Here is a 16,369-nt window from a genome sequence, read left to right as displayed (position 1 = left end):
ACTAGGGGGATCAGTCGCGGCGGTTCACCTGGAAGATGCTCTTCGACGGAGGCGGCGACGGGATGGCCGTGGCATCTGTCGCCACCGGTGCGCCGGCGATCCAGGAGACCAGCTCGGCACCGGACACCAGCTTGGCCGGATGCGGTCCGCCGGCCAGCAGACGCGGCATCCATTCGAGGGGGAGCGCAGTCGCAGAGCCGACGAGCACCACGTTGCCGAAGCGCCGACCCTTGAGGATCTGCGTCTCGGCGAGAGCCGCAGCATGCCCGGTCGCCGCCAGCAGGGTTGCCGCCTGACTTCGGGCGAATTCCAGGCCCGGCCCGTCGGCGATGTTGACGCAGACCACGCCGCCCGGCGCGAGCATGGCCGCGGCTGCCGTGTAGAACTCGAGGCTGGTCACGTGCGCGGGGATTCGCGCGCCGCCGAACACATCGACGACCAGCAGGTCGACGGCACCCCGCAGCCCGGCCGGAAATTTCTCGAGCACCGCACGCGCGTCTCCGTGCCTGACCCGGATGGGTGCAGTCCGCGACCAGGGCAGGTGCTCGCGAACGAAGTCGACCAGGTCACTCTCCAGTTCGACGACCTGCTGCCGCGAGCCGGGCCTGGTCGCTTCGACGTAGCGGGGGAGGGTGAGCGCGCCGGCACCCAGGTGCACCGCGGTGATCGGGCCATCCGGCAGCTGGTCGATCACGTGTCCGATGCGCTGCACGTATTCGAAGAACAGTTGCGAAGGGTCGTCGACGTTGACGTGTGATTGCGGCGTGCCGTCGACGATGAGCGTGTAGCTGCCTCGGCTCCACCGATCCGGTTCGATGACGGCGCGGTACCCGCTGTTCTTCAGCACAATCGACGGGTTCTCGCTCATGCCTACGACCCTGCCACACTAAACGGATGACGAACCCACCGAAGCGGGACGTAGCACCCGGCATGCAGGCCCAACTCGACGCCTCCTCTTATATGGGGCCGGCAACGTTCGGGATGCGCCCCCTCCTGACCGAACCCGAGCAGCTCGATGACTGGCGGCCCGATGTTGCGATCGTCGGATGCCCGTGGGACGACAGCACCACCAACCGCCCGGGCGCTCGCTTCGGCCCCCGCGCCCTCCGCGCGAACGCCTACGACCCGGGTACCTACCACCTCGACCTCGGCATCGAGATCTTCGAGAATCTCGAGGTGATCGACTACGGCGACGCGATCGTCACCCACGGCATGTGGGAGCTGTCGCGCGCGGCGATGCACCAGCGGGTCGCCGAGGTGGCCAGCCGCGGCATCATCCCGATCATCCTCGGCGGCGACCACTCGGTCACCTGGCCTGCCGCTACGGCCGTCGCCGAGCACCACGGTTTCGGCAATGTCGGCATGATCCACTTCGACGCGCATGCCGACACGGCGGAGAACCTGCGCGGCAACCTGGCGAGCCACGGCAGCCCGATGCGCCGGCTGATCGAGTCGGGTGCGATTCCCGGCCACAACTTCATCCAGGTCGGGCTGCGCGGTTACTGGCCGGGCGAAGAGGATCAGAAGTGGATGCGCGACAACGGCCTCCGCCACCACCCGATGCAGGAGATCTGGGAGCGTGGCGTCAAGGACGTGATGGCGGATGTCGTCGCCGAGGCTCTCGACGGAACGGATGTCATCTACCTCTCTATAGACATCGACGTTCTCGACCCCGCGTTCGCCCCTGCCACCGGCACGCCGGCACCGGGCGGTTTCGCCCCGATCGACCTGCTTCGGGTGGTGCGCCAGATCGTGCTCGACACCAATGTGGTCGCCATGGACGTGATGGAGGTTGCGCCGGCCTATGACCATGCGGATGTCACGGTCAACAATGCGCACGGCCTGATCTGGGAGGCTCTCGGCGCCCTCGCCTACAAGAACAAGCACCGCGACTCTGTGGGTTGAGTAGCGCGCCAGCGCGTATCGAAACCGGCCGAGCCTGTCGAGGCGGCATCGCCACCGTATCTAGTCGTCCGTACGGAACCCGGTCGCCTTGTGGGTGCCGTCGCAGAACGGCTTGATCGATGACATCCCGCACCGGCAGAGCGCAATGGTTCGCCTTCCCGGTTCGATCGCTTCGCCGTCGGCGTCAACCAGCTCGAAATCGCCACGCAAGAGCAGCGGCCCATTCGGACACGCCTCAATACTGACCGGAACAGAACTGCTGGTCATGCCGCAGCCGCCGTCGCACTCCGGCGCAGCGAGGTCTCGCCGCGCTCCCAGGATTCGAGCATGTGCCCTGCCATCCAGCCGTCGACGGTGAGGCAGGCGGATGCCCCGAACATCACGTCCCCGAGTAGTCGAGGGTCTGCCTCGACCAGCCCGCCGGCGAGGTCCCGCCCGGCGATCTGTTCGTGCACGGCATCCGCTTCGACGTGTTCGTCGAAGTAGTGGGTCGCCCGCTCGTCGTAGCCGTTTCGCTGGAACCCGGCGCTGACCAGTTTGCACGGTATCGAGGAGGTCATCTCGTACGCGGCGAGGTGCCCGACGATGGCTCCGCGCAGTCTGCGGTGCAGTCCGAAGAGTGACATGAGGTTGGTCGACGCGAACGTGATCGCCGACACCCGGTTGGCGTAGGCGCCGTACTCCGGGTCGAGCCCGAGCGCCTCCATCGTGCCGCGGTAGATGGTCTGGTGCACCCGCTCCGGGCGGCCGCCGCCGTATTCGTCCGACTGGATCTCGACCAGGGCTGCCTTGGCGACGCCCTCCAGCCGGGGGATCGCCCAGCTGTGCGGATCGGCTTCTTTCAGCTGGTAGATGGACCGCTGGATCAGGAACTCGTGCAATTGCTCGTCGGTTGCCGACCTGGCGACGTAGCGGGAGAGGCTCGGTCCGGCATCCGTCTCGGTGAGCGTGAACAGTGCGTCGGCGACCGCCCGCCTCGTCGGCTCAGGGGTCTCGGGCACCGGCACGACCTCCCGCAGCCTCGTCTCGAACGCGTGCTCGATGAACCGGCGAACGCCGAGCAGGCCGGGGTGCCACTCCCAGCCTTCATCGACCCCGTCGACTCCCCGGTAATGCAGTTCGTAGAGCACGAAGAGGGCAAGCTGCAGGTCATCATCGCGGAGGATGTCCCGGGTTCCGGCCAAGGCATCCGTCACCGCATCGCCGGCTGCCAACGTCGACGTCTCCGTGCCGCCGAGCAGCAGGTCGAACACCGCTTCACTGGCAGCGCCCCTGGCTTCCGGCATTCTCACGATCGGGTCTCCCGCCTGTCCACAACCCATCGCCCTGCGCGTCACGCCGAGCCTGTGCGGCGAGTATTGTCAGATTCGCTGTGCGGTTTCTGTGAGTTTGCGAACTGTGAACGTGACTATCCCGGTCTTATAGCCGAATTCGGCAAAGAGGTCAACAACCCGGGTAGACAAGTCGGAATGTTCGCCCTATAGTTGATCTTTGCGCTCCCAGAATTTCTATGCCTTCATATTGCGGTAGGCCGTGCATCCGGATGCTGTACCCAACTGGCTCCTGTAGTTAACAGTCAGTGGGTGTTGCCCTGTGATCCACCCAATGCAGGTTCTGGCGAGTCTCGCAAAACACACACCGCAAACTGGCATCGCACGAATGTATTGACCCATGGGGTCACCGGAGGTTATTTCCTTGGCTGCTGCGCGCAACGCATCCACCAGCTCATCCAAAAAAGGGACTCTCAAGAACGGCCGCGGTCACTCGCGCCTGTCGTTCGCGAAGATTACCGACAACCTGACTGTTCCCGATCTGCTCGCCCTGCAGACCGAGAGTTTCGACTGGCTGGTTGGCAACGACATCTGGAAGGAGCGCGCCGCCCAGGCTAAAGCCGACGGCCGCCAGGACCTCCCGTCGTTGACCGGCCTTGAGGAGATCTTCGAAGAGATCTCCCCGATCGAGGACCTCGGCGAGACGATGCAGCTCTCGTTCACCAACCCGTTCCTCGAAGAGAAGAAGTACTCGATCGACGAGTGCAAGGAGAAGGGCAAGACCTTCTCTGCCCCGCTCTACGTCGAAGCCGAGTTCATGAACCACCTCACCGGTGAGATCAAGACCCAGACCGTCTTCATGGGCGACTTCCCACTGATGACCCCGAAGGGCACCTTCGTCATCAACGGCACCGAGCGTGTCGTCGTGTCGCAGCTTGTTCGTTCCCCCGGTGTCTACTTCGACCGCGCCCAGGAGAAGACCTCCGACAAGGACATCTACTCCGCCCGCATCATCCCGAGCCGCGGCGCCTGGCTCGAGTTCGAGATCGACAAGCGCGACCAGGTCGGCGTCCGCATCGACCGCAAGCGCAAGCAGTCGGTCACGGTCTTCATGAAGGCCCTCGGCATGACCAGCGAGGAGATCCTCGAAGAGTTCAAGGGCTTCGCGTCCATTGAGGCCACGCTGGAGAAGGACAACATCCTCACCAAGGAAGAAGCCCTCAAGGACATCTACCGCAAGCTGCGTCCGGGCGAGCAGGTTGCCGCTGAAGCCGCACGTGCGCTTCTCGACAACTTCTACTTCAACCCGAAGCGCTACGACCTGGCCAAGGTCGGTCGTTACAAGATCAACCGCAAGCTCGGTATCGAAGCTCCCCTGTCGAGCTCGGTGCTCAGCCAGGAAGACATCATCGCGACGATCAAGTACCTGGTTGCGCTGCACGACGAGCAGAAGACGATCAAGGGCGTCCGCGGCGGCAAGGCCGTCGACATCCGCCTCGACATCGACGACATCGACCACTTCGGCAACCGCCGCATCCGTGCCGTCGGTGAGCTCATCCAGAACCAGGTTCGCACCGGCCTCTCCCGCATGGAGCGCGTCGTTCGCGAGCGGATGACCACGCAGGACATCGAGGCGATCACCCCGCAGACCCTGATCAACGTGCGCCCCGTTGTCGCCGCGATCAAGGAGTTCTTCGGAACGTCGCAGCTGTCGCAGTTCATGGATCAGAACAACCCGCTCGCGGGTCTCACCCACAAGCGCCGCCTGTCGGCGCTGGGCCCGGGTGGTCTGTCCCGTGAGCGTGCCGGCGTCGAGGTTCGCGACGTTCACCCCTCGCACTACGGCCGCATGTGCCCGATCGAGACCCCGGAAGGCCCGAACATCGGCCTGATCGGTTCGCTCGCATCGTTCGCTCGCATCAACTCGTTCGGGTTCATCGAGACCCCGTACCGCCGCGTCGTCAAGGGCAAGGTCACCACGACCATCGACTACCTCACCGCCAGTGAGGAAGACGAGTTCGTCGTCGCCCAGGCCAACGCGCCGCTGACCGACGACTCGCACTTCGCCGAGAACCGCGTGCTCGCGCGTTCGAAGGGTGGAGAGGTCGACCTGTTCCCGATCGAGGACATCGGCTACATGGATGTCTCGCCGCGCCAGATGGTGTCGGTCGCGACCTCGCTCATCCCGTTCCTCGAGCACGATGACGCGAACCGCGCCCTGATGGGTGCGAACATGCAGCGCCAGGCTGTCCCGCTGCTGCGCAGCGAGAGCCCGCTGGTCGGAACCGGCATGGAGGGCTTCGCGGCCATCGACGCCGGCGACGTCATCACCGCCGATAAGGCCGGTGTGGTCGCCGAGGTTTCTGCCGACTACGTCAGCATCCAGCTCGATGAGGGTGGAACGCAGGAGTACTACCTGCGCAAGTTCGACCGCTCCAACCAGGGCACCAGCTACAACCACCGGGTCATTGTCAGCGCGGGCGACCGCGTTGAGGCCGGCGAGGTCGTAGCGGATGGCCCGGCCACCGAGAACGGTGAGTTGGCGCTGGGCAAGAACCTCCTGGTGGCATTCATGCCGTGGGAGGGTCACAACTTCGAGGACGCCATCATCCTGAGCCAGAACCTGGTGAAGGACGACGTCCTCTCCTCGATTCACATCGAAGAGTACGAAGTCGACGCCCGCGACACCAAGCTGGGTAAGGAAGAGATCACCCGCGACCTGCCGAACGTCAGCCCGGACCTGATGGCTGACCTCGACGAGCGTGGCATCATCCGCATCGGTGCCGAGGTTCGCCCCGGCGACATCCTGGTCGGCAAGGTCACGCCGAAGGGCGAGACCGAGCTGTCGGCTGAGGAGCGCCTGCTGCGCGCTATCTTCAACGAGAAGAGCCGCGAAGTTCGCGACACCTCGCTGAAGGTTCCCCACGGCGAGGCCGGAACGGTCATCGGCGTCAAGGTGTTCGACGCACAGGACGGCGACGACGAGCTCGGCTCGGGCGTCAACCAGCGCGTGGTCGTGTTCATCGCCCAGAAGCGCAAGATCACCGAGGGCGACAAGCTCGCCGGACGCCACGGAAACAAGGGCGTCATCTCGAAGATCCTGCCGGTGGAGGACATGCCGTTCCTCGCCGACGGAACGCCGGTCGACATCATCCTGAACCCGCTCGGTATCCCCGGCCGCATGAACTTCGGCCAGGTGCTGGAGACCCACCTCGGGTGGATCGCCAAGCAGGGCTGGGAGGTCGAGGGCAAGCCCAAGTGGGCCGCCGGACTGCCGGAGGAAGCCCGCAAGGCTGCCCCTGGAACCAAGGTTGCGACCCCGGTGTTCGACGGTGCGCTGGAGACCGAGATCGAGGGACTCCTCGACTCGACCACCAAGACCCGCGACGGCGACCGGATGATCGGCGCCAGCGGCAAGGCGAACCTGTACGACGGTCGCTCTGGCGAGCCGTTCCCCGAGCCCGTCTCGGTCGGCTACATGTACATCCTGAAGCTCCACCACCTCGTCGATGACAAGATCCACGCTCGCTCGACGGGACCGTACTCCATGATCACGCAGCAGCCGCTGGGTGGTAAGGCACAGTTCGGTGGGCAGCGCTTCGGTGAGATGGAAGTGTGGGCGCTGGAGGCCTACGGTGCGGCATACGCACTGCAGGAACTCCTGACCATCAAGTCCGACGACATCCTCGGTCGCGTCAAGGTGTATGAGGCGATCGTCAAGGGAGAGAACATCCAGGAGCCGGGCATCCCCGAGTCCTTCAAGGTTCTGATCAAGGAAATGCAGTCCCTCTGCTTGAACGTCGAGGTGCTGTCCGCTGACGGCCAGGCTGTCAGCCTCAAGGACACGGATGACGAAGTCTTCCGCGCCGCTGAGGAACTGGGCATCAACATTTCCACCCGGTTCGAGAACTCGTCCATCGACGAGATCTAGACCCAGGCCCCTGCGCACATTAACTGCGCGTTTTCCACGTTCTGTCTCAAGGAGAAAAATTGCTCGACGTAACTACGTTCGATGAGATTCGTATTGGCCTGGCCACCGCCGATGACATCCGTCGCTGGTCCCACGGTGAGGTCAAGAAGCCCGAAACCATCAACTACCGCACCCTGAAGCCCGAGAAGGATGGCCTGTTCGGCGAACAGATCTTCGGGCCGTCCCGCGACTGGGAATGCTCTTGTGGAAAGTACAAGCGCGTTCGCTTCAAGGGCATCGTCTGTGAGCGCTGTGGCGTAGAGGTCACCAAGTCCTCTGTCCGCCGCGAGCGCATGGGCCACATCGAGTTGGCCGCACCGGTCACGCACATCTGGTACTTCAAGGGTGTGCCGTCCCGCCTCGGTTACCTGCTCGACATGGCGCCGAAGGACCTGGAAAAGGTCATCTACTTCGCTGCCTACATGGTCATCTCGGTGGATGAGGAAGGCCGTCACGCTGACCTGCCTGGCCTCGAGAACGAGATCCGCCTGGAGATCGCCGAGCTGGAGAAGCAGCGCGACTCCCGCGTCGCCGACCGCATGCAGAAGCTCGAGACCGACCTGGCCGCCCTGGAAGAAGAGGGTGCCAAGGCCGACCAGAAGCGTCGCACCAAGGACGGCGCCGAGAAGGAGATGGGCCAGACCCGCAAGTCCTTCGACGAGCAGATCTCCCAGCTCGAGCGTGTGTGGGAAGACTTCCGCACCCTCAAGGTGGGCGACCTGAAGCCGGAAGACTCCGTCTTCCACGAGCTGCAGGACCGTTTCGGCATCTACTTCGAAGCCTTCATGGGCGCCGAGGCGATCCAGAAGCGCCTGCAGAACTTCGACCTGGCCGCTGAGAGCGAAGACCTGCACGACCAGATCGCCAACGGCAAGGGCCAGAAGAAGATCCGTGCCATCAAGCGCCTGCGCGTGGTGAACTCGTTCCTGCAGACCGGCAACTCGCCGGCCGCCATGGTTCTCGAGGTCGTTCCGGTGATCCCGCCGGAGCTTCGCCCGATGGTCCAGTTGGACGGTGGCCGTTTCGCGACCTCCGACCTCAACGACCTGTACCGTCGTGTGATCAACCGCAACAACCGCCTCCGTCGCCTGCTTGACCTCGGGGCCCCCGAGATCATCGTCAACAACGAGAAGCGGATGCTGCAGGAGGCCGTCGACGCACTATTCGACAACGGTCGCCGTGGTCGTCCGGTCACCGGTACGGGTAACCGTGCGCTGAAGTCCCTGAGCGACATGCTCAAGGGCAAGCAGGGCCGGTTCCGCCAGAACCTGCTCGGAAAGCGCGTCGACTACTCCGGCCGCTCGGTCATCATCGTCGGTCCGCAGCTGAAGCTGCACCAGTGTGGTCTGCCCAAGCAGATGGCGCTGGAGCTGTTCAAGCCGTTCGTGATCAAGCGCCTGATCGACCTGAGCCACGCCCAGAACATCAAGAGCGCCAAGCGCATGGTCGAGCGCAGCCGTCCCCAGGTCTGGGATGTGCTGGAGGAGATCATCCGCGAGCGTCCGGTGCTGCTGAACCGCGCACCCACCCTTCACCGCCTGGGCATCCAGGCCTTCGAGCCTCAGCTCGTCGAGGGTAAGGCCATCCAGCTTCACCCGCTGGTGTGTGCCGCGTTCAACGCCGACTTCGACGGTGACCAGATGGCAGTGCACCTGCCGCTGTCCGTCGAGGCGCAGGCTGAGGCGCGCATCCTGATGCTCGCGTCGAACAACATCCTGAAGCCGTCCGACGGCCGCCCGGTCACCCTGCCAACGCAGGACATGATCATCGGCCTGCACCACCTGACCACCCTCAAGGAGGGTGTGGAGGGTGAAGGCCGTGCGTTCTCGTCGGTCGCCGAGGCGATCCTCGCGTTCGACCAGAAGTCGCTCGACCTGAACGCAAAGGTTCGCATCCGCCTGAGCGGGCTGACCTTCGCCGAGGGTGCCACCCCGGAGAACTTCGTGGAGGGTGTTCCCTACCTCCTCGAGACGACCCTGGGCCGTGCGCTGTTCAACGAGACGCTGCCGGCCGACTACCCGTACATCGAGGCGGTGGCCGACAAGGGCCAGCTCTCGGCGATCGTCAACGACCTCGCCGAGCGTTACCCCAAGGTCGAGGTCGCCGCGACGCTTGACCGCGTCAAGGATTCCGGTTTCCACTGGGCAACCCGCTCCGGTGTCACCGTTGCCCTCTCCGATGTCCTGACACCGCCTAACAAGCGCCAGATCATCGAGGGTTACGAGAAGCAGGCGTCCAAGGTCCAGTCCCAGTACGAGAAGGGCCTCACCACCGACGCCGAGCGTCGCCAGGAGCTCATCGAGATCTGGAACAAGGCAACGGCCGAAGTCGCCAAGGCGATGGAAGACAACATGCCGGAGAACAACAACATCAACCGGATGGTCACCTCTGGTGCCCGCGGTAACTGGATGCAGGTTCGCCAGATCGCCGGTATGCGTGGGCTCGTGTCTGACCCCAAGGGTGAGATCATCCCCCGGCCGATCATCTCGAGCTACCGCGAAGGCCTCTCGGTTGCCGAGTACTTCATCGCAACCCACGGTGCTCGCAAGGGTCTGGCCGACACGGCGCTTCGTACGGCCGACTCCGGATACCTGACGCGTCGCCTGGTCGACGTCTCGCAGGATGTCATCATCCGCGAGGACGACTGTGGCACCTCGCGTGGGCTCGACCTCCTGGTTGCGTCCCCGGATGCCAACGGTGTGCTGATCCCGGATGCCAATGTCGAGAACTCGCTCTACGCCCGCAGCCTCGCAGAGGACGCGGTCGACTCGAAGGGCAAGGTCATCGCGCCTGCCGGTTCCGATGTCGGTGACGTGCTCATCCAGCAGTTGATCGCTGGTGGCATCACTCACGCGAAGGTCCGTTCGGTACTCACCTGTGAGTCCGCGGTCGGCGTGTGCGCGACCTGCTACGGCCGTTCACTGGCCACCGGCAAGCTCGTCGACATTGGTGAGGCCGTCGGTATCATCGCTGCCCAGTCGATCGGTGAGCCTGGAACGCAGCTGACGATGCGTACCTTCCACACCGGTGGTGTGGCATCCGCTGATGACATCACCCAGGGTCTGCCCCGCGTCACCGAGCTGTTCGAGGCTCGCACCCCCAAGGGCGCGTCCCCGATCGCCGAGGCCGCAGGAAAGATCACCATCGAGGACACGGATCGCAGCCGCAAGCTGATCCTCACGCCGGACAACGGCGACGAGCCGATCGCGTACCCGGTGCTCAAGCGCGCCACCCTCCTCATCGAGGATGGCGAGCACGTCGAGCTCGGCCAGCAGCTGCACGTCGGCGCCATCGACCCGAAGGAAGTTCTTCGTGTCCGCGGTGTCCGTGCCGTGCAGCAGCACCTGGTCGAGGGTGTTCAGGGCGTCTACCGCTCGCAGGGCGTGCCGATCCACGACAAGCACATCGAGGTCATCGTTCGCCAGATGCTGCGCAAGGTCACCGTCGTCGACCACGGCGACACCGGCCTGCTGCCGGGTGAGCTGGTGGACCGCCAGCGGTACAACGAACTCAACCGCGGTGCGCTGACCGAGGGTCGCAAGACCGCTTCGGCCCGCCAGGAGGTCATGGGTATCACCAAGGCGTCCCTCGCGACCGAGTCGTGGCTGTCGGCTGCGTCCTTCCAGGAGACCACCCGGGTTCTGACCCAGGCGGCCATGGAGGGCAAGTCCGACCCGCTGATGGGCCTGAAGGAGAACGTCATCATCGGAAAGCTGATCCCGGCTGGTACTGGCCTCGCCAAGTACCGCAACGTGTCGGTTGAGGCCACCGAGGAGGCGAAGGCTGAGCGCTACCCGAACCGCATCTTCACGGATGAGGGCGGATTCAGCGAGGCCGACCTGAGCTTCGTCGACTTCGACAGCTTCAGCTCGGACGACTTCCAGCCCGGCACCTACAACTAGGCCGGTTAGGCGGGTCGAGCTTGTCGAGACCTGCCAGGGCGAACTCTGTGGATTGAGTAGGCCCGCCAGGGCCGTATCGAAATCTGCCGCGCAAGGCCCCCGCTCCGGCGGGGGCCTTGTCGCGTTAAGTGAGTTCTCGCCGCACGGGCCGACTCCAGCCCGCCACGCGCCCTTTTCGGTGGTTCGCGCACAATAATGTGGGCGCGAAGCACCGGAAACACCGCGTCGTCGCATCCGCCGTGCAAATCACCAGCCATGCTGCGGTGTGTCGCACGCCAACGACCCCCGATACTGGGTATGGCAATGCGGGCGCGGCTAGGGTAACTTGACACTCTCAGGGAATAGTCAAACCCGATGCCGCTGTTGCCTGAGGTTTACTGGGGGCTTTAATAGCAGGGGGCTGCATTGTCATCTCTAACCGAGATTCTTATCATCCGTGGCGCCATGCCGATCACCGCGATGGACAACATTGTCGACGGTTGGAAGGGCGACGAGGCGTCGGTCCGGCAGCTCGTCGAGAATGGCACCATTTCTGCCATCGACTTCGCGTCTGCGAAGGCTGCCCAGCAGGGCCTCCCGTTCGTCGAGCTGACCGAATACCCGGTCGACCGGGTTGCGGTCTCGCTGGTGCCTGCGGCCATCTGCCGTCGCCATGAGGTGCTGCCGATCGCATCCATTGGCAACACTCTGACTCTTGCCGTTGTCGACCCGGGCAACGTCTTCGCCGTAGATGACGTTCGCGCTGCCGTGCGGATGCAGGTCACCATGGTTGTCGCCGAGCGCAAGGACCTGCTGGCCGCCATCGACCGCTACCACCGTGCTGACGGCGAGCTGAGCTCGCTGACTACGGCGATCGAGGAGGAGAGCACCAGCACCGGTCAGGAGGTGACGCTCGCCGAGAACGAGCCGGGCGTCGACGACGCCCCGATCGTGCGGTTCGTGAACCTGCTGATCAGCCAGGGCATCCAGGACAAGGCGTCGGACATCCACATCGAGCCGGGCCAGCACGACATGGGCGTGCGGTACCGCATCGACGGTGTGCTGCACGAGATGCAGCGGGCGCCGAAGGCCATCCAGAACGGCGTGATCTCGCGACTGAAGATCATGAGCGACATCGACATCGCCGAACGTCGTAAGCCGCAGGATGGCCGTCTCTCGGTCAACCACGGCGGTCGCCAGATCGACCTCCGCGTCGCCACCCTCCCCACCGTCTGGGGCGAGAAGGTGGTCATGCGTATTCTCGACAACTCGAATACGACGCTGAGCCTGACCGACCTGAACATGCTCGACAACAACCTGGCGATCTACCGCAAGTCGTTCACGAAGCCGAACGGCATGATCCTGGTGACTGGGCCGACCGGTTCCGGCAAGTCGACGACGCTCTACACGACGCTTCACGCCGTGGCCAAGCCTGAGGTCAACGTCATCACCGTTGAGGACCCGGTGGAGTACCGGATGGCCGGCATCAACCAGGTGCAGGTCAACCCGAAGGCCGGCCTCACCTTCGCCAGCGCCCTCCGCTCCATCCTGCGTTCTGACCCGGATGTCGTGCTGATCGGTGAGATCCGCGACCAGGAGACGGCGCAGATCGCGATCGAGGCTTCCCTGACCGGGCACCTCGTGCTCTCCACGCTTCACACCAACAACGCGCCAGCAGCGATCACCCGCCTGATCGAGATGGACATCGAGCCGTTCCTGGTCGGTTCAGCGCTCGACGCGGTGGTCGCCCAGCGCCTGGCGCGCCGCCTCTGCGACCGTTGCAAGGACCCGTACCAGAGCACCGTCGAGGGTCTCGCCCAGCTCGGCTTCTTCATCGACCCGACTCAGCCTGCCCCGACCCTGTTCCAGCCGGTTGGGTGCACCCATTGCTCCAACACCGGATACCGCGGCCGTATCGCACTCCACGAGGTCATGGCCGTGACGGAGGACATCGAGCGCCTGGCGGTTGCACGCGCATCCAGTATCGAAATTTCGAAAGTGGCGGTCCAGCAGGGCATGGCAACGTTGCGTCAGGACGGCTGGACTAAGGCTTTGCTCGGCCATACGGCTGTCGAAGAGATCCTGAGGGTTGTGGTTTAGCAGATGAGTAAGAACGTGTTCGACCTGTCCGTCGACGGCGATGGCGGGGCCACCCCGACCGAGCCGAGCTACGAGCCAACCGCCTACCTCCCGTCCAGCGTGCCGAACCAGCCGACGGTGCCGCTCGCCGAGAAGGAAGCGCCGCTGCCGCCGGCCCCTCCGGCTCCGCCCTCGCCGCCGCCTGTTGCCGAATTCCTCCCGACCGCTGTGCAGCCGCAGACGGTCGAGGTGCCTTCGCCGCCTCCGGTTTCGGATGCTGTCAGCCAGGCCCTATGGAACGCGCCACCCCCACAGGCGGCGCCGGAAAACGTGGCACCACAAAGCGCCACCCCTGCACCAGCGCCGGCTGTGGACGCGGCTTCGCTTCAGCAGGCACCACCGCCCGAGCCTCCAGTTGCGCAGCCGGTTGCCTCAATGGCCACCATGGCCCCGCCCACCGGGTCGCCGGTCACCTCTGGCCCGGTTGCTCGGTCGTTCGATTCCTACCAGCCGGTGGCGGATCCGGTGAACCCGCAGCCACCCGTCGCCGATGCGCCAGCCCCCGAGCACGCAACCTACAATGCCACGCCTACCCCCGAGGAAGCACCCGCGGTTTCGTACGCCGAACCTGTAGTTCAGCCGAAAACGGAGGCACCGTCGATGTCATCACCAGAAGGTATCCAGCCAGCAGAGTTTCCGCCGCCGCAGCCGGCGCCTCCCAGTAACACCCCGACGCCATTCGAGTCCCGGCGTGATGCGACCCTGAACCCCGATCCCGACCTCGATGATGCCCTGCAGAAGGTGTTGATGACGAGCGGCTCCGACCTCCACATCACCGCCGATGCCCCACCGATGATCCGCGTGGATGGCGCTTTGAAGCCGATCGTCGGCGCCAGCACCTGGAGTGCGGAGAAGGTCACTTCAGCCCTGCTCAGCATCCTGACGCCCTCCCAGAAGGAGCGCTTCGACGAAGCACTCGAGTTCGACTTCGCCTACACGCTGTCGGCCAACGCGCGCTTCCGGGTGAACTTCTACTGGCAGCGCAACAACATGGGGGCGGCATTCCGCCTGATCCCGACCGAGATCAAGAGTCTCCGGGACCTCGGAGTTCCTGAGGTGATCGGCAACTTCGCCAAGCTCGCCCGGGGCCTCGTGTTGGTCACCGGTCCGACCGGGTCCGGCAAGTCGACCACGCTTGCCGGGCTCATCGACGTCGTCAATCGAAACCGAGCCGACCACATCATGACCGTGGAAGATCCGATCGAGTTCCTCCACAGCAACCACAAGGCGCTCGTCAACCAGCGCGAGGTCGGCCATGACACGCACAGTTTCGCCGCCGCGCTGAAGCACGTGCTACGTCAGGACCCTGACGTGATCCTGGTCGGCGAGCTGCGCGACCTGGAAACCATTTCGGTTGCGTTGACGGCTGCTGAGACCGGCCACCTGGTGTTCGCGACCCTGCACACCCAGGATGCCCCGCAGACCATCGACCGCATCATCGACGTGTACCCGCCGCACCAGCAGGGCCAGGTGCGCGCGCAACTCGCCGCCACCTTGCAGGGTGTCGTGTGTCAGACGCTGGTGAAGCGCGCGAGCGGTCAGGGCCGCGTTGTGGCCACTGAGGTGCTGGTCGGCACGCACGCCGTCGCGAACCTGATCCGCGAAGGAAAGACCTACCAGGTGCATTCAGCCATGCAGGCCGGCCGCGACCTGGGAATGCACACCATGGACCAGCACTTGGCCGACCTGGTCAACTCCGGGCAGATCACCTATGACGCTGCCGTGGAGAAGGCGCACGACCTGGAGGTGCTGAAGCGCCTGGTGACCCGCACGGACGCGCCTTCCCTCGGCGGTGCCATGTCTGACGGTGTCAACTACGGTGACCGCTACTCGGATGCGCAGTTCTGATGGCTGCCGTTAAAGAGTTCGACTACCGTGCGCGCGATTCGGCAGGCAAGGTCGTCAAGGGCCGTCTTGAGGCTGCCAGTGAGAGTGCGGTCCTGAACAAGTTGCGCACGATGGGAGTCGCCCCGATCTCAGTGGCTGAGGCAGGCACAGGCACCGGACTTCGAAAAGAGCTCTCGATACCCGGGATGCAAAAGCAGGTGTCGCTCAAGGACCTCGCCATCATGTCCCGCCAGATGGCGACAATGACCTCGTCAGGCCTGTCGCTGATTCGCACTTTGACCATCCTCGCCGATCAGACCGAGAACAAGATTCTCGGAAAGACCCTCGACACCGTGCGCTCCGAGGTCGAAGCGGGTTTGTCGCTGTCTGCGGCCATGGGCCGGCAGCAGAAGATCTTCCCGCCGCTGATGGTGAACCTGGTTCGCGCAGGGGAGACCGGGGGGTTCCTCGAGAGCACGCTGGTCTCGATTGCCGAGAACTACGAGAACGAGGTCAAGCTCAAGGCGACGATCAAGTCCGCCTTGACCTACCCCATCGCCGTTCTGATCATGGCTGTCGTCGCGGTGATCGGCATGCTGATCTTCATCGTCCCCATCTTCGAGAAGATGTTCGCCGACCTGGGCGGTGAGCTTCCGCTTCCCACCCAGATGCTCGTGGTCCTGTCGAAGAACATGATCTGGCTGGGACCGTTGCTGCTGGTCGGCAGCATCGCGTTCAACGTCTGGTGGCGCGCCAACAAGAACGAGGAGAAGGTGCGTAAGGTCGTGGACCCGCTGCGACTGAAGATCCCGGTGTTCGGAGCGCTGTTCACCAAGGTTGCCATCGCGCGCTTCACCCGCAACTTCGCGACCATGATGGGTGCCGGTGTGCCGATTCTGCAGTCGCTGAGCATCGTGGGTGAGACCTCGGGCAACTACGTCATTGAACAGGCGCTGAAAAAGGTTGCCGACTCGGTTCGGTCTGGCAAGTCGATTGCGGGTCCGCTCGCGCTCGAGCCGGTTTTCCCTTCGATGGTGACGCAGATGATCGCGGTGGGCGAAGACTCCGGTGCGTTGGAGACCATGCTGGGCAAGATCGCCGATTTTTACGACCAGGAGGTCGAGTCGACCGCTGAACAGCTCACCGCGCTCATCGAACCCCTGATGATCGGCTTCATCGGCCTCATCATCGGCGGGATGATCGTCGCGCTCTACCTGCCGATCTTCAGCATCTTCGAGCAAGTGCAGTAGGGCCGATTCCCTCGCCCCCACAACTGGGGGTGTGTTGCGCGCGGGGAACCCCCCTTGGGGGCTGCAAATGGAGCAACATGCGAGGCATAATTGCCGCAGGGGGTCAGTTTCATTGGGGGCCACCTG

At 64.3% G+C, this 16,369-nt stretch carries 9 protein-coding genes; 6 read left to right on the top strand and 3 right to left on the bottom strand.

The window, feature by feature from the left end; translation table 11 throughout:
- Positions 1-10 precede the first annotated feature (10 nt).
- Complete coding sequence (locus ACX3O0_RS10530) at positions 11-868, bottom strand: spermidine synthase (RefSeq protein WP_459088644.1); 858 nt, start codon at positions 866-868, stop codon at positions 11-13.
- Between the two features lie 26 nt (positions 869-894).
- On the opposite strand from ACX3O0_RS10530, the gene speB reads away from it, so the two are divergent.
- Positions 895-1,905 carry an agmatinase gene (speB, locus tag ACX3O0_RS10525; protein WP_459107671.1) on the top strand — a complete coding sequence of 337 codons (1,011 nt, stop codon included), beginning with the start codon at positions 895-897 and terminating at the stop codon, positions 1,903-1,905.
- Positions 1,906-1,965: 60 nt separating this feature from the next.
- On the opposite strand, the gene ACX3O0_RS10520 is transcribed toward speB, so the two are convergent.
- Both ACX3O0_RS10520 and ACX3O0_RS10515 read right to left on the bottom strand, forming a co-directional pair.
- Complete coding sequence (locus ACX3O0_RS10520; RefSeq protein WP_459107670.1) at positions 1,966-2,172, bottom strand: CDGSH iron-sulfur domain-containing protein; 207 nt, start codon at positions 2,170-2,172, stop codon at positions 1,966-1,968.
- Entirely contained in the window at positions 2,169-3,197 is a 1,029-nt protein-coding gene (locus tag ACX3O0_RS10515; protein WP_459107669.1) for an iron-containing redox enzyme family protein, read from the bottom strand. The genes ACX3O0_RS10520 and ACX3O0_RS10515 overlap by 4 nt, the downstream gene beginning before the upstream one ends.
- Positions 3,198-3,600: 403 nt before the next feature.
- On the opposite strand from ACX3O0_RS10515, the gene rpoB reads away from it, so the two are divergent.
- The 5 genes from rpoB to ACX3O0_RS10490 all read left to right on the top strand — a co-directional run bounded on the left by rpoB (position 3,601) and on the right by ACX3O0_RS10490 (position 16,243).
- Positions 3,601-7,107, top strand: a complete 3,507-nt coding sequence (rpoB, locus tag ACX3O0_RS10510; protein WP_459088636.1) for a DNA-directed RNA polymerase subunit beta — start codon at positions 3,601-3,603, stop codon at positions 7,105-7,107.
- Positions 7,108-7,166: 59 nt separating this feature from the next.
- A complete protein-coding gene (locus tag ACX3O0_RS10505) occupies positions 7,167-11,048 on the top strand; it encodes a DNA-directed RNA polymerase subunit beta' (protein WP_459107668.1) in 3,882 nt (1,293 codons plus the stop codon).
- A 405-nt stretch (positions 11,049-11,453) separates the two neighbouring features.
- Positions 11,454-13,127, top strand: coding sequence for a GspE/PulE family protein (locus ACX3O0_RS10500; protein ID WP_459107667.1), 1,674 nt, complete (start codon positions 11,454-11,456; stop codon positions 13,125-13,127).
- Between the two features lie 3 nt (positions 13,128-13,130).
- Positions 13,131-15,014, top strand: coding sequence for a type IV pilus twitching motility protein PilT (locus tag ACX3O0_RS10495; RefSeq protein ID WP_459107666.1), 1,884 nt, complete (start codon positions 13,131-13,133; stop codon positions 15,012-15,014).
- Complete coding sequence (locus ACX3O0_RS10490; RefSeq protein WP_459107665.1) at positions 15,014-16,243, top strand: type II secretion system F family protein; 1,230 nt, start codon at positions 15,014-15,016, stop codon at positions 16,241-16,243. The genes ACX3O0_RS10495 and ACX3O0_RS10490 overlap by 1 nt, the downstream gene beginning before the upstream one ends.
- Positions 16,244-16,369: the final 126 nt, after the last annotated feature.

The sequence above is a fragment of the Homoserinimonas sp. A447 genome, from assembly GCF_054489325.1.
Note: the sequence above shows the minus strand (reverse complement) of the source record. Positions and strands in the feature narration are given on the sequence as shown.